A 24,704-nucleotide genomic window follows, 5' to 3' on the forward strand; every position below is an offset into this window, starting at 1 on the left:
GGGCTGGAGGTTTGTCCCCAGCCCCGCCTTCTTGACCCCATGGGTCTCCACATGCGCACCAAGTGGTGGTTTTCACTTGGGTGCGAAGTCTTCAAAATACGTGACGTCCAAGCCGACAAAGTCAGACCCACATGAAAAAGATTGTCATCACGGAGTTCATGGACGAGTCGGCTGTGGCGTCTTTGCGCGCAAGCTTCCACGTTGTCTACGATCCGAAACTGGTCGATGACACCGAACACCTGATCGCTGAACTCTCCAACGCCGATGGCCTGATCGTCCGCAACCGAACCCAAGTGCGGGGCGACTTGCTGGCAGCGTGCGCGCAAGCCACTGTCATTGGGCGATTGGGCGTGGGTTTGGACAACATCGACGTGGCGGCATGCCAGGCGCAAGGCATACAGGTGATCCCTGCCACCGGAGCGAATGCGCTGGCGGTCGCCGAATACGTCATCGGTACGGCCATGGTTTTGCGGCGCGGGGCCTACCAGTCCAGCGAACAGGTCGCCAGCGGCTTGTGGCCGCGAGCCTCGCTCTCAAACGGCCGGGAAATTTCAGGCACCTGCTTGGGGCTGATGGGCTTTGGCGGCATTGGTCAATTGACCGCCAAATTGGCCCAGTGCCTTGGCATGCGCGTGGTGGCACACGATCCCATGTTGCCGATGGACCATTCGGCGTGGTCCCAATCGGGTGTTCAATCTGTCTCGATGGACCAACTCATCGCTCAAGCGGATGTGATCAGCCTCCACGTCCCGCTCACCCCCTCCACCAGCAACATGCTGTCGGCAGAGCGCATTGCTCAGATGAAACCCGGCACCATTGTCATCAACACCTCGCGTGGCGGCATTGTGGACGAAGCGGCGGTGGCCGCAGCCCTGCGCCAAGGTCACCTGGGCGGCGCGGCCTTCGACGTGTTTGAGCCTGAACCCCTTGGGCCGGGTTCACCCTGGCAAGGCTGTTCGAATGTCATTCTCACCCCGCACATTGCCGGTGTCACCGCCGAATCCAATGTGCGCGTCTCCTCCATGATCGCGTCCGCTGTGGCGCAAGCCCTGAAAGCCTGAACCCCATGTCGCACCCCTTTGATGAAATCAACCGCTTGGTGCAAGCGGCCCTGAGCCATGCCGGCGCATCTCCCGACCAAGCCCATGCCACAGCGCTGGCCCTGGTCACCGCCGAAGCCAGCGGCCTGCCCTCGCATGGCTTGTCGCGAGTGAGCATGTACGTCAGCCACCTCAAGGCGGGCCGTGTGGTGGGCGATGCGGTCCCAGTGATTCAAAACCAGCGCTCCAGCGCCGTGCTGATCGATGCGGGAAATGGCTTTGCTTTTCCAGCCTGCCGCATGGCCATTGAAGAAGCCATTTCAAGGGCTCGGCAGCATGGCATCGCCATCGCCGCCGTGACCAACAGCCACCACTTTGGCATGGCCGCTTACCACTTGGATCCTGTGGCCGACGCGGGCATGGTCGGCATTGCCTGTGGCAATTCACCAGCAGCCATGCCGCCAGCCGGAGGCAAGCGTGCCATTTTTGGCACCAACCCCATTGCAGCGATATTCCCCCGAACCGGCCACCCACCGGTCAGTGTCGACCTGTCCCTGTCAGAGGTGGCCCGCGGCAAGCTGATGGTGGCTGCCGACAAAGGCGAGTCAATTCCGCTGGGTTGGGCACTCGACCAAGATGGCAACCCCACGACCGACCCCAAAAAAGGGCTGGAAGGCTCCATGCTCGCCATCGGCGGCACCAAAGGGGCCATGCTGGCGATGGTGGTGGAGTTGCTGGTCACCACCTTGACCGGGGCCCACTTTGGCGCCGAAGCGGATACATTTTTCAAGCCGCAAGGCAATCAGCCTCAACTGGGCCAAGCCTTCATTGTCATTGACCCCAAAGCACTGGGGGGTGATGCGGTTTACAGCGAGCGTATAGAGGCCTTGGTGGCGGCCATGCTGTCAGACGAAGGGGTGCGCCTGCCAGGCCAACGGCGCCTTCAATTGCTTGCAGCGGCCAAGCAAACAGGCCTCAAGGTGCCGCAGCCGATGCTGGACACGATCCGCTCGCTCTGCTGATGGGGCGTTCAGCACAAACCGTTGTCGCCATGGTCGACCAACTCAAAACACACCTCCCAGGCATTTTGATCTGTACGGTCATTGCCTTGTCGGCGACCTTTTTGTCTGAGCACTATGGCGGGCCTCAACTGCTCTACGCCCTGCTGATTGGGCTGTCTCTGCATTTTTTGTCACAACAATCGGGCAACTTTGTTGGCATCAATTTTTGCGCTCGCACCGTGCTGAGATTTGGCGTCGCATTGTTGGGTATTCGCATTACCCTCGACCAAGTGACGCATTTGGGTGCCAGTGTGGGTTTGGTCTTGGTGTTGGCGGTGACTGTGACCATCGCCTCGGGCCTGTTGTTGGCAAGGGCGTTCCGCCGTCCCGCCTCGGAAGGCTTGCTGTCGGGAGGGGCTGTGGGCATTTGCGGTGCCTCTGCGGCCTTGGCCATATCGTCCGTGTTGCCACCCACTCGGGAAAATGAGCGCTTTACCCTGATGGCGGTGGTCGGCGTCACCGTGCTCTCCACGCTGGCCATGGTGGCCTACCCCTTGTTTCTGAATTGGTTATCGGTCTCCCCTGTTCAGTCAGGCATCTTTTTGGGCGGCACCATCCACGACGTGGCTCAAGTGGTCGCTGCCGGCATGATGATGGGACAAGAATCCGGGGATGCCGCCACCGTGGTCAAATTGTTCCGCGTGGTGTTGTTGCTGCCCGTGGTGATGCTGATCGCGTTGGGCTACCGCAAATGGGGGGCTGTCCGCGAAGCCGGCGAAATTTCACAAAAGAAGCCTCCTTTGGTACCGGGCTTTTTGATGGGCTTCATGGCGCTGGTCATCTTGGCCAGTACGGGCTGGGTGCCCACGGAGGTCACGGCGGTGGCCAACAGTGTTTCTCGGTGGTGCTTGGTCATCGCCATTGCTGCCGCTGGCGTCAAAACCAGCCTCGGTGAGCTCGCCAAGTTGGGCTGGCAGCCGGTCTTGATGCTGGTGGCAGAGACCATGGTGATTGCATGCTTCGTGCTCAGCGCCATACTTTTAATGAATCTTGGGCAAAATTAAGTCTTGCAAGGGCTGTGGACAAGATTTAAAACCTGCAAACCTTCTTGTCGTGCAGACCTGCGATCCCTCTGACCCGTGACGCTTCGGTTGGGATGTTGGTTCTTTTGGAAGATTTTTCGAATGCTTTATCGCCAAGTCAAACGGCAGCTGATCAGCGACATCCAGTCCGGTTTTGCGGCGCCGGGTGCCGCGCTGCCCAACGAAAAAGATTTGGCACAACGCTTTCAGGTGTCGGTGGGGACGGTGCGTCGCGCGGTCGACGAATTGGTGGCAGAACACGTGCTTTTGCGTCAACAAGGACGAGGCACTTTTGTCGGCAAGCTCGATCGTGAGCGCTTCATGTTCCAGTTTTTCAAAATTGTGCCCCGCGACAGGCCCAGTGAATTTCCCGAAGTCCGGCTGCACAAATTTTCCAAGTCCAGAGCCACGCAAGTGGAAGCCCAAGCACTGGGACTGCATGGCAACCAATGGGTATTTCGAATTGAAAATGTCCTCCACTTGCAAGGCCAGCCTGTGATCCATGATCGGATTGCCATCGCGGCGACGATGTTCCCAGGCTTGAATCAAGCTTCCTTCACGGCTCGGACCACGACGATTTATGGACACTATCAGGCCGCGTTCGGGGTGACCATTGTGGAGGCAGACGAAAGGGTTCGCGCAGAGTTGGTCTTGCCCGACAGTGCGCAATTGCTGAACTTGGACTTGGCCACACCTGTGTTGCGCATTGACCGTGTCGCGCACACTTTTGATCGCAAACCTGCCGAATTTCGGACCTCGTTTGTGGACACCCGAAACTTTGATTACGTCTCGCGCATGCGAGAGATGGCATGACCGACCTCGCCAGACACGCCAGGGATTTCGCCCAGGACTTGGCGCTGGAAGCCGCCCGCATGATCCAGCAAGCGGCTGGCCAGCAACACGCCATCGAGCTCAAGTCGGCAGGTGACTGGTGCAGCGCCTTGGACCGCCGCATCGAAGATCACCTGAAGGCACGCATTGCCCAAGCATACCCAGAACATGGATTTCTGGGTGAAGAAAGCGCCAAGACACAGGTCAGCGATGGTTTGCTCTGGGTGATCGATCCGATCGATGGCAGCATGAATTTCTTGCGCGGCTATCCCCAGTTCAGCGTGTCCATTGCACTCCTGTCCGATGGCGAGCCGATTGCAGCGTGCATTGTGGACCCCTGTCGTCAAGAGGTCTTCAGTGCAGCCGTGAATCAAGGCGCCACACTCAATGGCAGCCCCATGCAAGTGGCAGCCACAGACCATTTGCAACTGGCCGTTGCTGCCACAGTGTTTCCCAAACCTCGGGCGGCATCCTTGCCCGACTACTTGACCCAGTTTGGTCGGGCAGTTTCCACCGTTGCCGGTGTGCGCCGTTCAGGCAGCATGGCGCTGGAACTGGCTTACCTGGCGGCTGGCAGGGTCGATGTGTTTTGGTCCCATGACATGGGCAGCTGGGATGCCGCTGCGGGTGTGCTCTTGATCAGAGAGGCTGGAGGACAAGTTTTCACGCTGGACGGCTTGGTCTGGCATGCGTCTCGTCGTATTGCCGCTGCCACGCCGCAACTGATCCACTCTTGGCTTGAATTGCTTTGTCCCAAAGAAAATCCTCCCTGTGGCCAGCTGTCAATATGAAGTATTGGTTTTGTGACAAAAGTCCGTGGTCTTTTACAGCCAAGTACCCCAACTCCAATTGCTAAGCAAGCAAATTCATGTCCACGTGAATGTAGTCCCCACGGTATGTCAGATTTGCAACATAAATTACCGTGCCGTCGTTCGCACAAATAACCCGACGGACCTCGGCAACAGGTGCCGATACAGAAATATTCAAGGCGTTGGCAGCATCCTCTCCAGCCGTTGAAATGGTCAGAATTTGCCGAGCAGAACCAATTTTGATCGCTTTCAGATCCATCAATACGGGAATCACTGTTTCAGTAAGAAACCGCTGTGGTGCAAGGTTGAAAACACGTTCATCGATATAAGCCGATATCACAGAAGTGAATTGCCTCTCGGTGGCATGGATACGTCTCAAAAATTTGTACCTCGGGGCTGCAATTCCATCCTCTTCGTCCAAATGAGGCGAAGCAAAACTCTCCTCTAAAGGAATCAAGCGCGGTGACTGCCGACGATACAACTCAGCCAGCCCCTCCAAAGAGCTTTCAACCTGCATGCGCGGGTGTGTTTCCGGTTTCCGCAGGACAAAAGTTCCTTGACCTTGCTTAGGTGCCAATAAGCCCTCAGTTTTAAGCAGTTGCACAGCCTGCCTGACCGTGATCAATCCCACCCCAAAGCCCTGTGCCAAGGCTGGCAGAGTTGGGATTTTTTCATCGATAGGCCAGATCCCCTTCACGATTCGCTCACGCATCGCATCTGCTACCTGTGCATAGAGAGGGCTGGCACTGTGTTCGAAATATTTCGGCATGAAAAGCAAGCTCATCTTAGGGTCTCCCCTATGAAGACAAATCCTTCAATCTGATTAAAGTTGGGATGATAGAAGTACAACACCTCGTCATCTGAAACTTTAACGGATTCCGCCATGCATTCACAGCCCAATATTTTGTTCATTCAAGCAGACCAATTAGCTGCCAGTATCCTGCCCTTTTATGGACACCCGTTGGTCAAGACACCGCATCTTGACCGGTTGGCGGCAATGGGTACTGTTTTCGAAAACGCATATACCCCTAACCCCATTTGTGCTTCATCTCGCTTCGCGATGATGTCTGGTCAATATTCAACCCGCATTGGGGCCTTTGACAACGCGTCTGAATTTCCCGCTTCGGTACCCACTTTTGCCCATTACCTTAGATCACTGGGCTATGCCACCTGTCTGGCTGGAAAGATGCATTTTGTAGGTCCCGATCAACTGCATGGCTTTGAAGAGCGAGTGACCACCGATATCTACCCTTCAGATTTTGGCTGGACTGCTAATTGGGAGCAAAAAATCGAACCTTACGCCCCCAGCCAAATGAGCATGAGGGGAGTCGTTGAGTCAGGTTTGTGCATTCGGTCTTTGCAAATGGATTACGACGATGATGTGGCCAATCAGTCGGTTCAGTGGCTCTTTGATCACGCCCGCCGTGACTATGACAAGCCTTTTGCACTGGTCGCCTCATTCACGCATCCACACAACCCATTCACCATCTCCCAAGAGTTCTGGGATCTTTATGACGATGCAGACATCGATATGCCAAGCGTGCCCCATGTGCCCTTTGAACAACGCGACGCATGGAGTCAACGTTACTTCAAATTGATTCGTCAAGATGAACACCATGTCACTGAGGCCCACATCCGTTCAGCACGTCACGCTTACTTTGGAATGGTCAGTTATCTCGATAGCAAAGTGGGAATTCTGTTGGACACTTTGGAGAAAATAAACGCGATCGACAACACCATCATCGTCTTCACCGCAGACCACGGCGAAATGCTGGGCGAACGGGGCATGTGGTACAAGTTCAACCCATATCAGAACGCCATCAGGGTGCCCTTGCTGATCTGCGCCCCCGGGGCTAAAAAAGGCCATCGGGTGAGCGCCAACTGCAGCTTGGTGGACATGCTACCCACCTTGCTTGATCTGGCCACACACAATAACTCTCCGAAATTGGTCGATCATTGTGATGGCCGAAGCCTTTACGCTTGGCTGCATGGAACAGATCCCTCTTGGAAAGATGAAGCGCTGATTGAGTTCACAAGTGAAGGGGTGCATGCGCCAGCCTTTATTTTGCGCAAAGGGAACTACAAATACGTCTATTGCGAAGGTGATCCTGGCATGCTGTTTGACATGCAAAAAGATCCCATGGAGTTGCAGAACCTCTGTCAAGCGCCTGAATTTTCTAAGCTAGCGCAACAGTTTGTTAGTGAAATAGAAACCCGGTTCAACCCCTCCAAAGTCAAAAGCAACGTCATGGAAAGCCAACGGCGCCGCTTGTTTTTGCACAGCACGCTGCTCAAGGGGCATCACACCAGTTGGGATTACCAGGTTCACAAAGACGCCAGCAAACAATACGTGCGCAGCTCTGCAACAACGAGCACCACCGCGACGAAAGCCAAAGCCCGTTACCCCTTTGTCCCCACCTCTGCGCCCGACACCCCCAGAAAACCCAACCTCTAAAACTTTCATCAACCTCTTCGAACCACACCCCTTGAAGGATTTCAAATGAAAAAGTTTCTGCGCACTCTGACCGTGACGACTTTGAGCCTTCTGCTGGCCTCAACGCAACTACAGGCTCAGACTTACCCCAACAAACCTGTGCGGGTGGTGGTTCCCTTTCCCGCCGGTGGCATTGTGGATATTTTGACCCGCGCAGTCACTGAAAAGGTGGCTTCCAGTTGGGGGGTGCCCATCATTGTTGAGGCCAAACCAGGGGCTGGCGCCCTGATAGGAACAGAGGCAGTGGCCAATGCACCAGCAGATGGTTACACCTTTCTTGTAGCGACCATCACCACTTCCGTCGGACCCTTGATCAACCCACAATTCAAATACGACTTGCGCAAGGATTTTGCGGCTGTTGCCATGTTCGCCACAGCTCCAAACATGGTTGTTGTCCCTCCCTCACTACCGGTTTCCAATATGAATGAGTTGGTTAATCTGACTCGAGCAAATCCTGGAAAGTTCAACTATGCACACACTGGGGTGGGTTCCACCAACCATTTGCCCGTTGAATTTCTAAAATTTTCTCGTCAAATTTTTATTGTTCCCATCACCTACAGAGGACAGCCACAAGCCATTACCGATGTGCTCGCTGGGCAAATTCACCTTTTTGCAGGTGCGCCTGCCTTGCTAGCACCACATGTCAAAGCAGGCAAACTCAAAGCCATTGCCGTGACCTCCGCGAAGCGACTGGAAGACACCCCACAAGTACCCACTCTTTCAGAATCTGGATATGGTGATGTTCAGGGTGGCTCAGGTTGGTTTGGCATTGTTGCCCCTGCAGGAACCCCCCCAGCCATCATCAAACGCTTCAACGACGAAATCAATGCAGCGCTAAAAGCTCCAGAGGTCATTGAGCGATTAAGAAAGGCCTATGCTTTCCCTGAATCTGGCACACCTGAAGATTTCACAAAATTTCTCAATGAAGAAGGCGCGCGCTGGACTAAATTGGTCAAAGAAGCGAACCTCAAACTTGACTAAATGCTTGTCAGTCGACGGGCATCTGCACCTCAGTTCAAGCTCGCTCTCTTTTGAATCCTACTTAATCGCCCCAGATTAATGTGATTAACTGGTTTTCTTGTTGATCACACTGGGCGAAAAGTTCAAAGGTCTGCCACTGGCAGCCAAGCCAAGGCCAAGCTGATGCCCACCGTGGCCATCAGCGTTGACACCGCGACAGCAGCGGTGACAGTGTCTTCTTCTTTTTGATAACGCTGGGAAAACAAAAAACCATTGGCCCCCATGGGCAAAGCAGCCACCACCACCATCACCGACAAGGGCAATCCGCGCAAGCCAAACGACCACGCCACAACCAGCATCAGCAAGGGGTGCAGAACTGTTTTAACCAATGACAAACGAAACGCTTTTCCGAGGTTCAGGCCCATGTTGGTCTGCGACAAGGTGATGCCCACCAACAGCAACGCGATAGGCACAAAAGCGTTACCGAGCAGCTGCAAGGGCTTGTCGACAACCGGGTGCAAGCCCCAACCCGTCTGCGCATACAACAAGCCCACCAAAATGGGCAATGGCACCGGATGCAGCAAGGCACTGCGAATCGCCTGAAAGGCGGTTCGCCATAAATGTCTGGAATCACCAGAAGCCATTTGTCGTTCTCGGGCCATTTGCAACTCCAAAATCAAAGTGGCCAAGGTCAACAACACCAAAGCGTGAACGGAGACCAGCGTCAGCAACAAAACCTGACCCGCCTGACCGTAAGCCAGACCGACCAAGGGCACGCCGATCATCAAGGTGTTGCTGAAAATGCCCGCCAAAGCCAAAACTGTCGCCCTTGCATTTCGTCCGTAAACCCCAATCAAGATGAAAAACAGAACCACGGTCACGGCCAAATACTGCACCACAGGTTCAAAATCGAGCTGCTCCAGGTGGACCTGGCTCATGGTGCGAAAGAGCATCGCTTGCGTCAGCACCATGAACACGAGGTTCGACAAATCCCGCACCGACTCGCCTTGCACCAGCTTGGTCTTGCCCGCGAAAAAGCCGATCAAAATGAGCAAGGCTACGGGCAAGAGAGATGACAGGACGGGGTGATCGAGGTTCATGGCTGGATTATCCCGGCCTGCCAAAGCCCTCGGGCATCGGAAACCACGTAGCGCCAGTAGGCCGACGCCACGCAAGCCGTCAAAACGTGGCCTGAACCCCCAGCTTGAAGCTGCGCCCTGGCAAAGGTGACTTGCCAAAAGCGGTGCTGGTGAGGACAGAACTGGCGCTGTAAGCCAGTTGGTCGGTCAGGTTGTCCAGGCGGGCAAACCAGTTCAGCACCGTGGCGTCCAGCTTTTGGCGGTAAGACACACTGGCGTTGACCAGGGTATACGCACCTGTGGCCACACTGCCCTCAGGCACACGTTTTTGCGCGGCATGCCAGTCGGCCCCCAGTTTCGCGCTCCACGGCCCTTGGCCATGGACCAGCGTTGCGCCCACGCGCATGGGCGCGATGCGCGGCAAGGGCTCGCCCGAGCGGCTGTTGGTGGCCCGCACGGTGTCGGCACGCCAGTCCAGATCGAGCGTCGAGGCGCCCTGCCACAGGCGCTGACGGCCACTGGCTTCCAGGCCCCTGAATTGGGCTTTGACGCCTTGGTAAAGCTGCACGGGCAGAGAAGGCGTCACGGGATCGTTATCAACGTCTTCCAAAACGCCCGTATCCATCAAGCCAATGTAATGGGTGAAATGGCTGGCAAATGCTGTCACTGTCATTCGGTTAGGCCCCGATTTCCAATCAAGGCCAAGGTCCAAGCTTTTTGATTTCTCAATTCCAAGCGCATCGTCACCGTTTTCGACTGCGTTGGTGGCGACATGCTCTCCTTGAGCAAACAGCTCATAGTCTTTCGGCGCACGTTGTGTCATGGCCGCATTGCCTGTCAGGCTCCATGAGGGAGATAACTTGAACAAAGCGCCAGCAGCCCAACTCAGAGGCGAGAAGCGCCTCACACCTGTGACAAACTCACCCGGCCGATCTGGGTTACCCAAGGATTCGACCCGCACCGACTCCCAACGCGCCCCGGCCGTGACTTGTCCCCAGGCAGTGGGCAGCTCTTCGTGCACAAACAGCGCCTGGCTGCGTGTGCGGCTGAAGGGCGCAAAGGCTTCGTCGCCCACCGCAGAAAAGCGGCTCGATTCGGTCTGCACGCCCACCACGCCTTGCCACCCCGACATCGGACGGTGCCGCGCCTCGACGCGCAGGTCTTGGCCTTGGTTGGCAAACACGGTGCCCGTCTCAGCACCCTCCAACTCGGTGTGCCGGTAATCGGTGTGGCTCAGGCGGGCTTTGACGCTGTCAAACCAGCCTGGCAATTGGCGCACCTGGCCCTCCAAGGCATAGCGGGTGGTCTTCATGCCAATCGTCACTTCGTCTGCGGCCACGGTGCCGTAATCGCTTTGGTAGGTGTTGACCGAGGCGCCCAAATAGCCGTGCTCCCAAAAAGTGCTTGCCCCGAATGCGCCCCCCCTGGATTGACTGGCCGAGTTGCAAATGCGGCGGGCATGGGCAGGCGAGCCGGGCTTGGTGCATTCGAGCGTTACCGGCACCCGCACATCGCCCGTGCGGCGGTCAAAACCATCCAAGTGCAAGGCATAGCGCTCGTTGCCCGCCTCGACCAAACCCGCCACGCTGCGCTCGTCGTTGCCCGTGCTCGCTTGCAGCTGGGCTTTGCCCAGCACGCCCGAGACGGCTTCACGCGGGATGCGGTTGTCGATCACGTTGACCACGCCGCCCACGGCGCTGCCGCCATAGAGCAAGGCGGCCGGGCCGCGCAGCACTTCCACACGGTCGGTGGACAAGACATCGAGCGGCACCGCGTGGTCGAAGCTCAGCGCCGAAGCGTCAAGGCTGGAGGCGCTGTTGTTCAGCACCCGGATGCGGTCGCCGTCGAGCCCACGGATGATGGGGCGGCTGGCGTTGGGGCCAAAGTAGGTGCTCGACACGCCGGGTAAACCATTCAAGGTTTCGCCCAAAGTGCTTTGCCCGCGTTCAAGCAGTTCGGCACGGCCCATGGTGCTCACAGGCACGGTGGTGCTGTCGCGGCCCAAGGGGTTGCCAGTGATGAGGATTTCAGGGGGCGCACTTGGTGCGACGTTTTGCGCCCAAGCATCTGAAAAGGACAAAGTGGCCAAGCAGGCGCAAGCCAAGGCCGAAAGCTGAAAAGAATGTGTCATGACGGTGTGATTTGAAAAACAGGAACAGGCGAGTGCTTTCCGCCACAGGCGGAAAGCCAGCCAAACAAAGTCAGGGATTCAAATCAGCACAGGCGGCGCACGGGCTTGCGCCGAGGACCAGAGGTCTTGGTCCGGAGAAAACACCACCCGAAAAACGGGCAGCGCCATGGCCACCTTCGGGGCCAGGCCGGGTGAGCACGGTGCACTCAGCCGTTCGGCTTGGGACAGGTGGTCCAGCACACGGCACAGATCGGCGCCGGCTTCATGCCCCAAGGGGTCCGAATGCCCTACGTGCCGATGTTCATCATGCAGCTGCCCAGCATGCGCATGCGCCTCATGCAGCGCAGCGGAGGCCGACATCGTCTGCCGAGTCCCGCGTTCAATGCCATGTTCAGTGCCGTGCCCAATGTCGTGCAGATGCCCCCACAGCGGGGCCCATAGCAAGGCCGCCACCAGCAGGGTGTGCAGCCAAACCGGCAGGCGTGAACGCGAGAAACTCATGTCAGGCGAAGTGAACAGCGGCAGTTCAATGCGCGTGCTTCATGCCGCAGTATTTGCCCAGCGCCAAGCCCTTGCAGGCCGTTTGCAGCTCTTTGGTGCACTGGGCTGGTTTCTTGCCGGACTCCAGACATTTGGCCGCTGCCTCGTGGGCCTCGGCCATGGCACGGTGGCGGGCAATGTCTTCCTGGACTTCTTTGGTGCTGTGTTGGGCCTGGGCTGCCCAAGACAAGCACATGGCGGCCAACAGAAATGCAATTTTGTTCATGGGTTTTCTTGAAGTGATGGGCCTTGCGGTGGCAAGGCTCAAATGGGGCATCGGCCGATATCGGCAGCCGACATTGTCACTCACGCACCAGCCGCGCAAACGTCTTTTTGAACTTGAGCACCTTGGGTGCGGCCACCGCCATGCAGTAGCCTTGGTAGGGGTTGCGCTCAAAAAAGTCCTGGTGGTAGTCCTCGGCCGCACTGTAGTTGTCCAATGGCAGCACCTCGGTCACGATGGGCTGACCCAAGGCCTTGGCCGCCGTCAGCTCGGCGATCATGGCGTGGGCCTCTTGGGCTTGCTCGGGCGTCGTGAAATAGATGCCGCTGCGGTATTGGGTGCCCACGTCGTTGCCCTGGCGGTTCAAGGTGGTGGGATCGTGGATCACAAAGAAGATTTCCAGCAACTCACGGGTGCTGACCTGCGCCGGGTCGTATTCGAGTTTGACCACTTCGTTGTGGCCGGTGCGGCCCGTGCAGACTTCGTCGTAGGTGGGGGCCACGGTCTGGCCATTGCAGTAGCCCGACTCCACATCGGTCACGCCACGCACTTTGACGAACACCGCCTCGGTGCACCAAAAGCAGCCGCCGCCTAAGATCAGGGTTTGGGTCATGTGGGTTCCTTGATAAATAGGGTTTGAATTATCCGTGGGGCAGCAGACCGCCCTGCACCGCCTGCACAAAGTCCCCCAGCGCCGTCTGGTCTCGGTCGCTGCGCCACAGGCATCGGGTGTCGTAACGGGCATCGACCTCACGCAAAGGCACAAACACCGCACCGGCCAAAGCCGACTGCTGCAGGGCCTGCGGCACCAGGGCCACACCCAAGCCTTGCGAGACCAAGGACACCACGCTCAGCCAATGGCGCAGCTCGTGCACCACCTGCGGCATCCAGCCAGCCTGCTCGCACAGCATCACGATGCGCTCGTGGTAATCGGGCGATACGGTGCGGGACACCACCACCAGGTCTTGCCCGGCCAGTTCATCCAGGCCGATGCTGGCCGCTTGGGCCAAAGGGTGGCTGGCAGGCAAACACGCCACCAAAGGCTGACTGGCCACCAATATCTGTTCGAAACCCGGCGGAACGCGGGGCGTGTGCACAAAACCCACATCCAGGCGCTCGCGCAGCAAGTCGGACAGTTGCTCCGACGAACTCAGCTCGCGCAGCACCAGGCGCAAACGCGGGTGACTGGTTTGAAAGCGGCTGAGGATTTGCGGCAGGCCGCAATACAGCATGGTCCCGGCAAAACCGATGTGCAATTGCCCCGATTGGCCCTCGGCCACGTCCCTGGCCTCACGCATGGCCGCGCTGGCCTGCGCCAGCAAAGCCCTTGCGGCCGGTACAAAGGCCTGACCCGCTGCCGTGAGCTGCACGCCCCGGCTGTTGCGGGTGAACAGCTGCGCCCCCACCGAGGCTTCGAGTTGCTGGATGTTCAGACTCAGCGGCGGCTGCGAGATGGACAGGCGCTGGGCCGCCCGGCCAAAGTGCAGCTCTTCGGCCAGCATGAGGAAATAGCGCAGGTGACGGAATTCCATGAATTAAAATAATGTATTGATGAATAGGTAATCAATATTAGACAACTATACATCTCAGACTGACAATCGGCTTCAAGATTTTTTCACGGAGACACACCCCATGGCCACCCCCAAAAACACCTTCAGCTGGGAAGACCCCTTCAACCTCAGCGCGCAACTGACCGACGACGAGCGTCAGGTGCAAGAAGCGGCCCGCGCTTATTGCCAGGAAAGGCTGCTGCCCCGAGTCACCGACGCGTTTTTGAATGAAACCACCGATGTGTCCATCTTTCGCGAGATGGGCGAACTGGGCCTTTTGGGTGCGACCATCCCCGAGCAGTACGGCGGCGCCGGCTTGAACTACGTCTGTTACGGCCTGGTGGCGCGCGAAGTTGAGCGCGTGGACTCTGGCTACCGCTCAATGATGAGCGTGCAGTCTTCTTTGGTGATGTTGCCGATCAACGACTTCGGCACCGAAGCCCAAAAGCAAAAGTACCTGCCCAAGCTGGCGCGTGGCGAGTGGATCGGTTGCTTTGGCCTGACCGAGCCCAACCACGGCTCCGACCCCGGCAGCATGATCACCCGCGCCAAAAAGGTCGACGGCGGCTACAGCTTGAGCGGCGCCAAGATGTGGATCACCAACAGTCCGATCGCCGACGTGTTCGTGGTCTGGGCCAAGGACGATGGCGGCCAGATCCGTGGCTTCATTTTGGAAAAAGGCTGGAAAGGCCTCTCCGCTCCTGCCGTGCACGGCAAGGTCGGCCTGCGTGCCTCGATCACCGGCGAGATCGTCATGGACGAGGTGTTCTGCCCCGAAGAAAACGCTTTCCCCGAAGTGCGCGGTTTGAAAGGCCCCTTCACCTGCCTGAACAGCGCCCGCTACGGCATTGCTTGGGGCGCACTGGGCGCTGCCGAAGACTGCTACGCCCGCGCTCGCCAGTACGTGATGGACCGCCAACAGTTTGGCCGCCCCTTGGCCGCCAACCAATTGATCCAAAAGAAACTGGCCGACATGCTGACCGAAATCAGCCTGGGCCTGCAAGGCTGCTTGCGCTTGGGCCGCATGAAGGACGAAGGCACCGCTTCGGTGGACCTGACCTCCATCCTCAAGCGCAACAGCTGCGGCAAGGCGCTGGACATCGCCCGCATGGCACGCGACATGATGGGCGGCAATGGCATCAGCGCCGAATACGGCGTGGCCCGCCACCTGGTGAACCTGGAAGTGGTCAACACCTACGAAGGCACGCACGATGTGCACGCCCTGATTTTGGGCCGCGCCATCACCGGAATTCCTGCTTTCTCGAATTGAGGCTGGGTTTGTAACTACCCCAAGGGCTGCCCATTGGCAGCCCTTTTTGTTCATGGGCCCACGGTGCGTTTGCGCCTTGACGAAGACCGGCGAAGATCGTACATTACTAACCAGTCAGTCATTAAATAATCTGTGAACACCACCGATCCCCTCGTCCCCCACAAACGCGAACGCCGCAAGCAAGACCGACCGGGTGAACTGCTCGAGGCGGCTTTGGACCTCTTTGTGGAAAAAGGCTTTGCCGCAACACGCGTTGAAGAGGTGGCTTTGCGGGCAGGCGTGTCCAAGGGCACGCTGTTTTTGTACTTTCCCAGCAAGGAAGATCTGTTCAAGGCCGTGGTGCGCGACAACGTGGTGGCGACCGTGGCGCAAGGCGCTGCCGAAGCAGCGCAATTCCAAGGTAGCACTGGGGAGTTGCTGGAGTGGATGATGCTGCAATGGTGGCGCCGCTATGGGGCCACCAAGGCATCGGGTATTTCCAAACTGGTCATGAGCGAGGCCAGCAACTTTCCTGACCTGGCGATTTTTTTCCGCAACGAAGTGATCGAGCCCGCGCACGCGCTGGTGCGCAACGCCTTGCAGCGTGGCATTGACCGCGGCGAATTTCACCCCATGAGCGTTGATTTGACCTTGCATTCGGTCATGGCCCCACTTTTGTTTCTGGTGATGTGGAAACATTCCATGGGGCCATGCAGCCCCAGCCATGAACAAATCGACCCCGAGGCCTTCATTTCCCAGCATGCCCGCCTGATGGCGCGTGGTTTGTCCCAAGCTTGATATTCAACTGCTGTGTGCCCGATTCAACATGAAAAAATCGACCCTCTGGATTGTGTCTGCTGTGGCTGTTGCCGTTTTGCTTACGGTCGGTTCGCGTTGGCTGAGCCAGCGCCAGCCTGCCACCGAAGCCGCCAAAACCAGCGCACCGGCAACACCTGTCATTGAATTGAGCGCCAGTGATGTGGTTCGGGTTCAGAACATGGACATGGTGCTGGGCTTGGCCGTTTCTGGCACGCTCAAAGCCAGCCAAAGCGCCATGGTCAAGGCCCGCGTGGTGGGCGAACTCATGGACCTCACGGTCCGCGAAGGCGACATGGTCAAAGCCGGCCAGGTGATCGCCCGCATCGACCCCACGGAATACCAAGCTCGGGAACGTCAGGCCAAACAACAGGCGGACGCGGCATGGGCGCAAGTGGACATTGCTCAGAAGCAGTTCGACAACAACAAGGCCTTGGTGGACCAAGGCTTCATCTCACAGACCGCCTTGCAAAACGCCATGGCCAGCCTGAACGGGGCCAAGGCAACCCACATGGCGGCTGTGGCAGCACTCGATGTGACCCGCAAAGCCCTCGAAGATGCGACCATCCGGGCGCCCATCAGCGGCCAGGTTGCCCAACGACTGGCCCAACCCGGCGAACGCATGGCGCTGGACGCCCGGATTGTGGAGGTGGTCAACCTCAGTCAACTGGAGCTGGAAGCGGCTTTGCCCGCAGCCGATGCGGGACTGGTGCGCAAAGGCATGAAGGCTCAGCTCAAAATCGAGGGCCAGGAAGAGTCCGTCACCGCCCAGGTCCTGCGCATCAACCCCTCAGCCCAAGCGGCCAGCCGCAGCGTGCTGGTGTACCTGGGCCTTGCAGGCCATGAGGGCTTGCGCCAAGGCCTGTTTGCAGAAGGTCTGTTGGGCACACGCAGGGCCCAAGCGTTGGCGGTGCCGCTGTCGAGTGTGCGCACCGACAAGTCTCAGCCTTATGTGCAGGTGGTCGATGGCGAGCGGGTGCGGCATGTGTTGGTACAAACCGGCACCCGCACCGAAAAGACCATTCAAAACATCACCCTGACCTGGGTCGAGGTGAGTGGGCTGAGCGAAGGTACTCAGGTGCTGATGGCCAGCGCCGGCGCTGTGCGCGAAGGAACGCAGGTGAAGTTCACCGCTGGCGTGCGTTGAAAGAGGCCCATCCGTGTGGTTCACCCGCGTCAGCCTGCAAAACCCTGTTTTCGCCACCATGGTCATGTTGGCTTTGGTGGTGCTGGGCCTGTTCTCGTTCCAGCGCCTCCAAGTCGATCAGTTCCCCAACATCGACTTTCCGGTGGTGGTCATCAGCACCGAATACCCCGGCGCATCGCCTGAGATCGTTGAGAGCGAAGTCTCCAAAAAGATCGAGGAAGGCGTCAACTCGATCGCTGGCATCAGCGCCCTGACCTCGCGCAGCTATGAAAACCAGTCTGTGGTGATCATGGAGTTCCAGCTGCAGATCGATGGCCGCAAGGCGGCCGAAGATGTGCGCGAAAAAGTCGCCTCTCTGCGCCCCCTGCTGCGCACCGAGGTCAAAGAACCTCGGGTGCTGCGCTTTGATCCCTCGAGCCGCGCCGTTTGGTCTCTGGCCGTCATTCCGGAGGGTGACAAACTCAACGCGGTGGAATTGACCAACTGGTCAGAGCAAGTGCTCAAAAAGCGTCTGGAAAACGTGCGCGGTGTGGGCTCGGTCACTTTGGTGGGCGGCAGCAAACGCGAGATCAACCTGTATTTGCAACCGGCCAACATGGAAGCCTTGGGTGTAACCGCCGAGCAGGTGGTCAGCGCCGTGCGCAATGAAAACCAAGATTTGCCCGTAGGCGCGATCCGCTCGCTGGAGCAAGAGCGCATGGTGCAGATCAGCTCGCGGATGCAAAGACCCGAGGACTTTGGCCGCATCATCGTGGCCCGCAAAAACGGCACCCCCATCCGCTTGTCGCAAGTGGCCACGGTGAAGGACGGCGCGCAAGAGCTGGAAAACCTGGCGCTCTACAACGGCCAACGCACGCTCTTGATGTCGGTGCAAAAGTCGCAGGATGAAAACACCATCCAGGTGGTCGATGGCCTGGTCAAGGCTGTGGCCGAGCTGCAAGGCCAGCTGCCGCCTGGCCTGCGTCTTGAACCCATCACCGACAACTCGAGGCCCATTCGCGTGTCGGTCAACAACGTGCGCCAGACCCTGATCGAAGGGGCCATCCTCACGGTGTTGATCGTGTTTTTGTTTCTCAACTCTTGGCGCTCGACGGTCATCACAGGCCTGACGCTGCCGATCTCACTGATCGGCACGTTCATGTTCATGCAGATGTTTGGCTTCACCATCAACATGATCACGCTGATGGCGCTGAGCCTGTGCGTGGGCCTGCTGATCGACGACGCGATTGTGGTGCGCGAGAACATCGTGCGCCATGTGCAAATGGGCAAAAGCGCCTACAAGGCCTCATTGGAGGGCACCCAAGAAATTGGCCTGGCCGTGCTGGCCACCACCTTGTCCATCGTGGCAGTTTTTTTGCCGATCGGCTTCATGGAAGGCATCATCGGCAAGTTTTTCCACGAGTTCGGCATCACCATCGTGGCGGCCGTGATGATCTCGATGTTTGTGAGCTTCACGCTCGACCCCATGCTCTCGAGCATCTGGCACGACCCGGCCATCGACGCGCACGGCAAAAACCAAGCGCCTGTCAGCTGGTACGACAAAAGCATTGGCCGCGTGACCGGCTGGTTTGACCGGAGCACGGAGCGCCTGGCCGATGGCTACCAAGGCATCTTGCGCTGGGCGCTGGTGCACAAAAAGTCCACCGTGTTTCTGACCTTGGGCATTTTTGTGGCCAGCGTGTTCATGGTCCGGCTGCTGGGCACCGAGTTCGTGCCCAAAGCTGATTTCTCTGAAACCTCGGTCAAGTTCGAAACCCCGGTGGGTACTTCGCTCGAAGCCACCGAGGCCAAAACCCGACAGGTCGAGGCCATCCTGCGCGACTTTCCGGAAGTGCGCTACACAGTCAGCACCATCAACACCGCCAACGCGCAGGGCAAGAACAACGTCAACCTTTACATCCGTCTGGTGGACCGCAAAAACCGCAGCCGCAACGCCGACCAGATGTCTGCCGTGCTGCGCGAACGCCTCAAACAAGTGCCCGGCATCGCGGTCACGCACACCGGTTTGCTCGACGCGATTGGCGGCAACAAGCAAGTCGAGTTTTCGCTGCAAGGCCCAGACCAAAAAGAGCTGGAGCGCCTGGCGCTGGTGGCCTTGGCCAAGGTGCGCGACATTCCTGGCTTGGTGGACCTGGACTCCAGCGTGAAACCCAACAAACCCGTCATCGGCGTGGAAGTGCTGCGCGACGCCGCATCCGACCTGGGCCTGGGTACAGCGCAGCTGGCAGCGCCGCTGCGCATTTTGGTGGCAGGACAAACCGTGGGCAACTGGCGCGCTCCAGACGACCAGACTTACGACGTGAACGTGCGACTTGCGCCCGAAGCCCGCAACAGTCCTCAAGACCTGGAACGGCTGCCCTTCATGGTGACTGCGCCCGATGGCAGTTCGCGCACCGTTCGCTTGGGCCAGGTGGCCCGCGTCAGCGAAACCACCGGCTCCAACCAGATCAACCGGCGAGACATGATGCGCGAAGTGGCCATCAACGCCAACGTGTTTGGACGCTCTGCAGGCGAGGTCTCAGCCGATGTTCGCAAAGCCATGGACAGCCTGAACCTGCCACCCGGCTACCGCTACAGCTTTGGTGGCTCGACTAAAAACATGAGCGAGTCTTTTGGCTACGCCTTGTCGGCACTGGCCATGGCGGTGATCTTCATTTACATGATCTTGGCCAGCCAGTTCAAAAGCTTCCTGCAGCCCCTGGCTTTGATGACCTCCCTGCCGCTGACCCTGATTGGCGTGGTGCTGGCCTTGATGGCGTTTCGCTCCACTTTGTCCATGTTCTCCATCATCGGCGTGATCATGCTCATGGGTCTGGTCACCAAAAACGCCATCTTGCTGGTGGACTTTGCCATCCGCGCCCGTGAGGATGGTTTGGCCCGCAGCGAGGCTTTGCTGCTGGCGGCCAAAGTGCGGCTGCGACCCATCTTGATGACCACCTTGGCCATGATTTTTGGCATGGTGCCGCTGGCCTTTGCACTGAGCGAAGGCGCCGAGCAACGCGCGCCCATGGGCCAGGCCGTGATCGGCGGGGTCATCACCTCCTCCTTGCTCACCCTCGTGGTGGTGCCGGTGGTGTACTGCTACATGGACGACCTGGCGCAATGGCTGCGACGAAAAGCCGGTCTTGCACCAGCCCGTCAGGGAACGGACATGCCCGCCCCTTAAAATCAGCACAATCAGCGATAAACCCCTCAGGAGTACCCGAATGGATCTGAATCAAGCCCGATTCAACATGATCGAACAGCAAATCCGCCCTTGGGAAGTGCTGGACCCCCAAGTACTGGAACTGCTCTCGGTCGTGCGCCGCGAAGACTTTGTGCCGATGGCGCACAAAACCTTGGCTTTTGTGGACATGGACGTTCCTCTGGGTGCTGCGCCCAACCAGGTCATGCTGGCCCCCCGTATTCAGGCTCGCATGCTGCAAGACTTGGCCGTCAAAAAAACCGACAAAGCGCTGGACATTGGCACCGGCTCTGGCTTCATGGCCGCCCTGCTGGCGCACCAAGCCGCCAGTGTGTTGAGCCTGGAAATCGACGCCAATCTGGCCGCCCAAGCCCAAACCAACCTGCAAAAAGCGGGGGTGACCAACGCGGTCGTGCGCACGGCCGATGGCAGCCAGGGCGCTGCTGCCGACGGCCCTTTTGATGTCATCGTGCTCAGCGGCTCGGTCGCCGAGGTGCCCGCCGCCTTGTTGCAACAACTCAGCGTGGGCGGCCGTTTGGTCGCCATCGTCGGGGACGAGCCCATGATGCGTGCCACTCTGATCACCCGCACCAGCGACAGCAACTGGACCACCACTGAGCCTTGGGACTGCAATGCCCCACGTCTGAGCGGTTTCCCCGAGCACACACGCTTCCAATTCTGAACGGCACACCATGGAACAAATCACCCCCGCTCAGCTCGCCGATTGGGCCGCAGGCCAGACACAACGCCCCGTTCTGCTGGATGTGCGTGAAGGCTGGGAGGTGCAAACCGCCAGCGCCAAGATAGACGCGCTGGACCTGGTGCACATGCCCATGCAAAGCATCCCCGCACGGTTGGAAGAGCTGGACAAATCCCGTCCCATCGCTTGCCTGTGCCACCATGGTGGCCGCAGCATGCAAGTGGCAGCCTTTTTGCAACAGCATGGCTTCCAAGTGGCCAACGTATCGGGCGGCATCCACGCCTGGTCTGCCCAAGTCGACCCGACCATTCCGGTTTATTGAATCGACTGGCCTCACCGAATTTTTGAAAGCTCTCAATGACACTGCGCCTTTTGCCTTTGACCCTTTCTCTGGCCGCTGCACTGGCTGGCACGGCCCAAGCCCAAAGCCTGGCTCAGCTTTATGAAGCAGCCAAGGGTTATGACGCGGCATACAAAGCTGCGCAATCCCAGTACCAAGCCAACTTGGCCAAAGCAGAACAAGCCAAGGCTTTGTTGCGGCCGACAGCCGGGCTTGGTGCAACGCTCAGTGAATCAGACTTCAACAACCTCACCAGCACCAATGCGGATGCCCGTTATGGCACACGCACGGCCACCCTCAGTGCGAGTCAACCCTTGTTTCGCCCTGCCAACATGGCCGGCTACCAACAAGGCGCGAAGCAAGTCGGATTGGCGCAGGCGCAATTGAAGGCAGCGGCGCAAGAGCTGATCGTGCGTGTCAGTCAAGCCTACTTTGACGTGCTTATAGCCCAAGACAGCTTGGCCTTTGTGAAAGCACAAAAAACGGCGGTTTCGGAACAGTTGGCCGCTGCCAAACGGAACTTTGAAGTGGGCACATCCACCATCACCGACACCCGTGAAGCGCAAGCCCGATTCGATTTGGTGACCGCCCAGGAAATCGCAGCAGAGAACGACTTGCGTGTCAAAAAGTTGGCCCTCGACCAATCCGTCGGAACGCCCAACACCCAACCTGTGCCGCTCAAATCGGGCGCAAACCTGAACGCAGCACTCACAGGCAACGCCGACACATGGGCGCAACAAGCGGCCGAGCAAAGTCCCAACGTCGAGCAAGCACGCATAGGCTTGGAAGTGGCCCAACTCGAAACCGAAAAAGCAAAAGCCGGGCACATGCCCACACTGGATTTGACCGCCTCTTATGGGGCAACTAGGTTTCGAAATGGCAATCCATCATCACGCATTGACAACAACACAGGCACCATCGGTCTGAGCTTCAACCTGCCCCTGTACGCAGGCCATGCCACCCAAAACCGCATTCAGGAAACTGTGGCACTGAAAGAAAAAGCCCGCAATGACCTGGAAGGCGCACAGCGCTCAGTGGCTCAAGCCACACGCACGGCTTACTTTGGCGTGCAATCAGGCCTCGGCCAAGTCAAGGCCCTCGAAGCAGCCGAAGCCTCCAGCCAAAGCGCCTTGGATGCCAACAAGCTGGGCTACCAGGTGGGCGTGCGCATCAACATCGATGTGCTCAACAGCCAAAGCCAACTTTTCCAAACCAAGCGTGATCTGGCCAAAGCACGTTATGACGTGTTGCTGGGGCAACTGAAACTGCGTCTGGCCGCTGGGGTGTTGAAGGCGGAAGATGTTCAAACACTGAACAGTCTGTTCGGACAGTAAATTATTCAGCCACTCCCTATGGTTCGGATCAGACTCAGCCAACGCGCCAGTCAAAATACCTTTTTCAAAGTTTGACGGGTATTTTGGCTAAGGCACGATCAGGCATGCCAAGGTAACAGTTGATGGCCATTTTCCTTGAGCACCGGCTGTGATGCGTTCATACGCTCACCATCCAAGACGCGGTGGTATTTTTCCAAATAACCTTTGGCCATTGCCACATGGTTAAACATAGAAACCGCCCGTTGATGACATTCGAGAGGATCGAACTTCATCTCACGAACAGCCAAAGCCAGCTCGGTAATGGAATCAGATAAATACCCGTGCTGAGACAAAACAATCTCTGGCAGCGCTCCGTAAGGCGTTGCAAACACCGGATTACCAAAATATAGGCTCTCGATCACGGCTAAGCCAAAGGGCTCATTCCAGCGCACTGGAAAAATCATGCCTTTTGATTCATTAAGCAATCGAAACTTCAATTCACCGCCCACCATGCCGTGAAAATAGATGGACCTCCAAGGCGTGAATCGAAATGTCCGTGACATATTCAATCGCGTCCCGCCAAGCACGGCCAACTCCATCTCTGCCCTGCGAGCCACTTGAATCGCCCCTTTAAGATTTTTAACAGGCCAGGAACCCTTGCCTAAGAAATGATGGCGAAGGCGGGGCACGGACCAGTCGACAGGCCCATAGGAGGACCAGTCCAAACCGTTGTACACAAACTCCTTGGAGCCATATCGATCCGCATGATTTTTGGAAATGAAGACTGTATTCAACGGAAAAGGATATGCCCGCTTGCTGTTACCGTGTTCAGTTACCAGATAAGGGAAATCTGGTTCCATTTCCGTGTTCGACTGGAAGTGAACAATATCAAAGCCGTCAGAGGGTATCTGCTCCATGACAGTTTTCGTGGCGTCAATACAGATCACCCTTGCGAAATCACAACTTGAACCCTCTGGTACCAAAAAAGTAACCTCGTGCCCGAGCTCAATCAGGCCTTTGGCCAAATCCCAAACAACACGCTCGGTACCCCCATAAGAAAATACCGGAATTTTGGTTTGATGTACGAGCAAAATCTTCATACGGGTCTCGAAAAGCGATCATGACTGCAGTCTAATGATGGGCGGTTCAATGAAATTAACAATGCCATCATGTATAAAAAGAAATGACTTTCTCTTGAACTGAATAAAGGAGTGTTGATCATACTGTCCATTAACAAAATACTGGTAAGGGATACCAACAATAATTTGCCCTGTACTTGGTCTGAGAACTTTGCCAGACGGTACAAAGATACCAACAGCGTCGCATAGAGCAACATACCAACAACACCGTGATACGCCCCTGTACCGTGACCCACAATAGAACTTTCGGAAATCAGTTTCGGCACGATACGGTAGTTATAAGCACGGCGCCCAATCGATGACATCACATCCACATCTCGCTGCGCGAACTCATTTATCCCTAAAGTGATCTGATCACGCATCAGACTAGATGATGCCATCCCCGCAACTACGATCAGCACCAAAACAGGCAGTCCAAGCAACAACTTTTTGCCGCCCTATCGGATCAGCATGTATGAAAAAAGCCCCGGCAATAAAAGCAACACACCAGTTCGACCTGAAGACAGATGGGTGATGCTGACAACCCTCAGCACTGTTACTTCCAGCCAAAAAATACTGTGTCGTCCCAGCCATGAGCGATCTACCTTCGACAAAGCAAAAACAACCAAAAAAGACATCAAGACATTTTTGGTAATTGGCATTACCCCAAATCAATAGACAAGTAATGTTGTCAAAACTGAAGTGGCGCCATGCAGCTACAACGAGCGAAAAATGCCGCCAATTTCTATTCTGAAGTGGTAAAGCCAGTCATCAATAAAGTGCACCCCGTGATCGATACGGCCGAGGCGGTGGCGCGGGAAATGCAAAGCAAGCCGGAAGGGCCATCACGCATGAACCCCTTAAACCCTAAAAAACTGCTGCTGACCAAGTGGACAGCGGTCAAACCTGTGGTCAAGCAAAAACACTTTTTGGCCAGCCGGGTGATTCAACCCGAACAACTAACCACCCCGATCAAAAGCGTGGAAATTGAAGCGGTTTTCTCAAAGGCCACGCAGGTCATCGCATGGCGGGGGCTGCAGGACTACGGCGTTTGGGGGCAGGGTTGGGTTTGACTGTATGGAAAAATCTGTAACAGT

General features: G+C 57.3%; 24 protein-coding genes. 15 read left to right on the top strand and 9 right to left on the bottom strand.

The window, feature by feature from the left end; genetic code table 11:
- The first annotated feature begins 131 nt into the window (after window positions 1–131).
- The 5 genes from LHAB_RS14175 (at window position 132) to LHAB_RS14195 (ending at window position 4,745) form a co-directional block, all read left to right on the top strand.
- Window positions 132–1,061: a hydroxyacid dehydrogenase gene (locus LHAB_RS14175; protein WP_090047451.1), complete on the top strand. Its 930-nt coding sequence runs from the start codon at window positions 132–134 to the stop codon at window positions 1,059–1,061.
- 5 nt (window positions 1,062–1,066) lie between these two features.
- Window positions 1,067–2,062, top strand: a complete 996-nt coding sequence (locus LHAB_RS14180; RefSeq protein ID WP_090047453.1) for an Ldh family oxidoreductase — start codon at window positions 1,067–1,069, stop codon at window positions 2,060–2,062.
- Window positions 2,063–2,091: 29 nt separating this feature from the next.
- A complete protein-coding gene (locus LHAB_RS14185; RefSeq protein WP_194943194.1) occupies window positions 2,092–3,105 on the top strand; it encodes a YeiH family protein in 1,014 nt (337 codons plus the stop codon).
- Between the two features lie 120 nt (window positions 3,106–3,225).
- On the top strand, window positions 3,226–3,936 hold the full coding sequence (locus tag LHAB_RS14190; protein ID WP_090047457.1) for a GntR family transcriptional regulator: 711 nt from the start codon (window positions 3,226–3,228) through the stop codon (window positions 3,934–3,936).
- Complete coding sequence (locus tag LHAB_RS14195; protein ID WP_090047459.1) at window positions 3,933–4,745, top strand: inositol monophosphatase family protein; 813 nt, start codon at window positions 3,933–3,935, stop codon at window positions 4,743–4,745. Before LHAB_RS14190 ends, LHAB_RS14195 begins: the two co-directional genes overlap by 4 nt.
- Window positions 4,746–4,806: 61 nt before the next feature.
- On the opposite strand, the gene LHAB_RS14200 is transcribed toward LHAB_RS14195, so the two are convergent.
- Complete coding sequence (locus tag LHAB_RS14200; RefSeq protein ID WP_090047460.1) at window positions 4,807–5,547, bottom strand: GntR family transcriptional regulator; 741 nt, start codon at window positions 5,545–5,547, stop codon at window positions 4,807–4,809.
- A gap of 99 nt (window positions 5,548–5,646) precedes the next feature.
- Between LHAB_RS14200 and betC the strand changes: the two genes are divergently transcribed.
- Both betC and LHAB_RS14210 read left to right on the top strand, forming a co-directional pair.
- Window positions 5,647–7,218 (top strand): choline-sulfatase, encoded by a 1,572-nt coding sequence (gene betC, locus LHAB_RS14205; RefSeq protein WP_090047462.1) that lies wholly within the window; start codon window positions 5,647–5,649, stop codon window positions 7,216–7,218.
- Between the two features lie 45 nt (window positions 7,219–7,263).
- Window positions 7,264–8,238, top strand: a complete 975-nt coding sequence (locus tag LHAB_RS14210; RefSeq protein ID WP_090047464.1) for a Bug family tripartite tricarboxylate transporter substrate binding protein — start codon at window positions 7,264–7,266, stop codon at window positions 8,236–8,238.
- A 122-nt stretch (window positions 8,239–8,360) separates the two neighbouring features.
- Here the strand turns inward: LHAB_RS14210 and LHAB_RS14215 are convergent, their stop codons facing one another.
- The 6 genes from LHAB_RS14215 to LHAB_RS14240 all read right to left on the bottom strand — a co-directional run bounded on the left by LHAB_RS14215 (window position 8,361) and on the right by LHAB_RS14240 (window position 13,722).
- Window positions 8,361–9,317 (bottom strand): AEC family transporter, encoded by a 957-nt coding sequence (locus LHAB_RS14215; protein WP_090047466.1) that lies wholly within the window; start codon window positions 9,315–9,317, stop codon window positions 8,361–8,363.
- Between the two features lie 79 nt (window positions 9,318–9,396).
- Window positions 9,397–11,427, bottom strand: coding sequence for a TonB-dependent receptor (locus tag LHAB_RS14220; RefSeq protein ID WP_090047467.1), 2,031 nt, complete (start codon window positions 11,425–11,427; stop codon window positions 9,397–9,399).
- A 78-nt stretch (window positions 11,428–11,505) separates the two neighbouring features.
- Window positions 11,506–11,928 (bottom strand): DUF2946 family protein, encoded by a 423-nt coding sequence (locus tag LHAB_RS14225; protein WP_090047469.1) that lies wholly within the window; start codon window positions 11,926–11,928, stop codon window positions 11,506–11,508.
- A gap of 25 nt (window positions 11,929–11,953) precedes the next feature.
- A complete protein-coding gene (locus LHAB_RS14230) occupies window positions 11,954–12,193 on the bottom strand; it encodes a hypothetical protein (RefSeq protein WP_090047470.1) in 240 nt (79 codons plus the stop codon).
- Window positions 12,194–12,269: 76 nt separating this feature from the next.
- A complete protein-coding gene (msrA, locus tag LHAB_RS14235; RefSeq protein ID WP_090047472.1) occupies window positions 12,270–12,803 on the bottom strand; it encodes a peptide-methionine (S)-S-oxide reductase MsrA in 534 nt (177 codons plus the stop codon).
- Window positions 12,804–12,831: 28 nt separating this feature from the next.
- Window positions 12,832–13,722, bottom strand: coding sequence for a LysR family transcriptional regulator (locus tag LHAB_RS14240; RefSeq protein WP_090047474.1), 891 nt, complete (start codon window positions 13,720–13,722; stop codon window positions 12,832–12,834).
- Between the two features lie 100 nt (window positions 13,723–13,822).
- Here LHAB_RS14240 and LHAB_RS14245 point away from each other — a divergent pair, with 100 nt between their 5' ends.
- The 7 genes from LHAB_RS14245 (at window position 13,823) to LHAB_RS14275 (ending at window position 22,510) form a co-directional block, all read left to right on the top strand.
- Entirely contained in the window at window positions 13,823–15,010 is a 1,188-nt protein-coding gene (locus tag LHAB_RS14245; RefSeq protein WP_090047476.1) for an acyl-CoA dehydrogenase, read from the top strand.
- Between the two features lie 132 nt (window positions 15,011–15,142).
- Complete coding sequence (locus LHAB_RS14250) at window positions 15,143–15,787, top strand: TetR/AcrR family transcriptional regulator (RefSeq protein WP_090047477.1); 645 nt, start codon at window positions 15,143–15,145, stop codon at window positions 15,785–15,787.
- Window positions 15,788–15,815: 28 nt separating this feature from the next.
- Window positions 15,816–16,952, top strand: coding sequence for an efflux RND transporter periplasmic adaptor subunit (locus tag LHAB_RS14255; RefSeq protein WP_090047479.1), 1,137 nt, complete (start codon window positions 15,816–15,818; stop codon window positions 16,950–16,952).
- Window positions 16,953–16,965: 13 nt separating this feature from the next.
- Complete coding sequence (locus tag LHAB_RS14260; RefSeq protein WP_090047481.1) at window positions 16,966–20,118, top strand: efflux RND transporter permease subunit; 3,153 nt, start codon at window positions 16,966–16,968, stop codon at window positions 20,116–20,118.
- 40 nt (window positions 20,119–20,158) lie between these two features.
- Window positions 20,159–20,818, top strand: a complete 660-nt coding sequence (locus tag LHAB_RS14265; RefSeq protein WP_090047483.1) for a protein-L-isoaspartate O-methyltransferase family protein — start codon at window positions 20,159–20,161, stop codon at window positions 20,816–20,818.
- Between the two features lie 10 nt (window positions 20,819–20,828).
- The gene (locus LHAB_RS14270; protein WP_090047485.1) at window positions 20,829–21,158 is read left to right on the top strand and encodes a rhodanese-like domain-containing protein; all 330 of its coding nucleotides are present in this window, start codon (window positions 20,829–20,831) and stop codon (window positions 21,156–21,158) included.
- 35 nt (window positions 21,159–21,193) lie between these two features.
- A complete protein-coding gene (locus LHAB_RS14275; RefSeq protein WP_090047487.1) occupies window positions 21,194–22,510 on the top strand; it encodes a TolC family outer membrane protein in 1,317 nt (438 codons plus the stop codon).
- A 98-nt stretch (window positions 22,511–22,608) separates the two neighbouring features.
- On the opposite strand, the gene LHAB_RS14280 is transcribed toward LHAB_RS14275, so the two are convergent.
- Window positions 22,609–23,589, bottom strand: coding sequence for a glycosyltransferase (locus LHAB_RS14280; protein ID WP_090047489.1), 981 nt, complete (start codon window positions 23,587–23,589; stop codon window positions 22,609–22,611).
- A complete protein-coding gene (locus LHAB_RS14725) occupies window positions 23,586–24,029 on the bottom strand; it encodes a hypothetical protein (RefSeq protein ID WP_194943195.1) in 444 nt (147 codons plus the stop codon). The genes LHAB_RS14280 and LHAB_RS14725 overlap by 4 nt, the downstream gene beginning before the upstream one ends.
- A gap of 288 nt (window positions 24,030–24,317) precedes the next feature.
- Between LHAB_RS14725 and LHAB_RS14795 the strand changes: the two genes are divergently transcribed.
- The gene (locus LHAB_RS14795) at window positions 24,318–24,680 is read left to right on the top strand and encodes a TIGR02450 family Trp-rich protein (RefSeq protein ID WP_228763443.1); all 363 of its coding nucleotides are present in this window, start codon (window positions 24,318–24,320) and stop codon (window positions 24,678–24,680) included.
- Window positions 24,681–24,704: the final 24 nt, after the last annotated feature.

Origin of the sequence: Limnohabitans sp. 2KL-27 (assembly GCF_001269345.1) — a bacterium.
Classification (GTDB): Bacteria; Pseudomonadota; Gammaproteobacteria; order Burkholderiales; family Burkholderiaceae_C; genus Limnohabitans_A.

What these genes read in the sequence shown, in the direction of transcription:
- LHAB_RS14255 (WP_090047479.1), top strand. Translation starts at nt 15,816, where the DNA reads ATGAAAAAATCGACCCTCTGGATTGTGTCTGCTGTGGCTGTTGCCGTT.
- LHAB_RS14190 (WP_090047457.1), top strand. Translation starts at nt 3,226, where the DNA reads ATGCTTTATCGCCAAGTCAAACGGCAGCTGATCAGCGACATCCAGTCC.
- LHAB_RS14220 (WP_090047467.1), bottom strand. Translation starts at nt 11,427, where the DNA reads ATGACACATTCTTTTCAGCTTTCGGCCTTGGCTTGCGCCTGCTTGGCC.
- LHAB_RS14265 (WP_090047483.1), top strand. Translation starts at nt 20,159, where the DNA reads ATGGATCTGAATCAAGCCCGATTCAACATGATCGAACAGCAAATCCGC.
- LHAB_RS14210 (WP_090047464.1), top strand. Translation starts at nt 7,264, where the DNA reads ATGAAAAAGTTTCTGCGCACTCTGACCGTGACGACTTTGAGCCTTCTG.
- LHAB_RS14245 (WP_090047476.1), top strand. Translation starts at nt 13,823, where the DNA reads ATGGCCACCCCCAAAAACACCTTCAGCTGGGAAGACCCCTTCAACCTC.
- LHAB_RS14795 (WP_228763443.1), top strand. Translation starts at nt 24,318, where the DNA reads ATGCAGCTACAACGAGCGAAAAATGCCGCCAATTTCTATTCTGAAGTG.
- LHAB_RS14175 (WP_090047451.1), top strand. Translation starts at nt 132, where the DNA reads ATGAAAAAGATTGTCATCACGGAGTTCATGGACGAGTCGGCTGTGGCG.
- LHAB_RS14200 (WP_090047460.1), bottom strand. Translation starts at nt 5,547, where the DNA reads ATGAGCTTGCTTTTCATGCCGAAATATTTCGAACACAGTGCCAGCCCT.
- LHAB_RS14270 (WP_090047485.1), top strand. Translation starts at nt 20,829, where the DNA reads ATGGAACAAATCACCCCCGCTCAGCTCGCCGATTGGGCCGCAGGCCAG.
- betC (WP_090047462.1), top strand. Translation starts at nt 5,647, where the DNA reads ATGCATTCACAGCCCAATATTTTGTTCATTCAAGCAGACCAATTAGCT.
- LHAB_RS14185 (WP_194943194.1), top strand. Translation starts at nt 2,092, where the DNA reads ATGGTCGACCAACTCAAAACACACCTCCCAGGCATTTTGATCTGTACG.
- LHAB_RS14195 (WP_090047459.1), top strand. Translation starts at nt 3,933, where the DNA reads ATGACCGACCTCGCCAGACACGCCAGGGATTTCGCCCAGGACTTGGCG.
- LHAB_RS14225 (WP_090047469.1), bottom strand. Translation starts at nt 11,928, where the DNA reads ATGAGTTTCTCGCGTTCACGCCTGCCGGTTTGGCTGCACACCCTGCTG.
- LHAB_RS14280 (WP_090047489.1), bottom strand. Translation starts at nt 23,589, where the DNA reads ATGAAGATTTTGCTCGTACATCAAACCAAAATTCCGGTATTTTCTTAT.
- LHAB_RS14230 (WP_090047470.1), bottom strand. Translation starts at nt 12,193, where the DNA reads ATGAACAAAATTGCATTTCTGTTGGCCGCCATGTGCTTGTCTTGGGCA.
- LHAB_RS14215 (WP_090047466.1), bottom strand. Translation starts at nt 9,317, where the DNA reads ATGAACCTCGATCACCCCGTCCTGTCATCTCTCTTGCCCGTAGCCTTG.
- msrA (WP_090047472.1), bottom strand. Translation starts at nt 12,803, where the DNA reads ATGACCCAAACCCTGATCTTAGGCGGCGGCTGCTTTTGGTGCACCGAG.
- LHAB_RS14240 (WP_090047474.1), bottom strand. Translation starts at nt 13,722, where the DNA reads ATGGAATTCCGTCACCTGCGCTATTTCCTCATGCTGGCCGAAGAGCTG.
- LHAB_RS14275 (WP_090047487.1), top strand. Translation starts at nt 21,194, where the DNA reads ATGACACTGCGCCTTTTGCCTTTGACCCTTTCTCTGGCCGCTGCACTG.
- LHAB_RS14180 (WP_090047453.1), top strand. Translation starts at nt 1,067, where the DNA reads ATGTCGCACCCCTTTGATGAAATCAACCGCTTGGTGCAAGCGGCCCTG.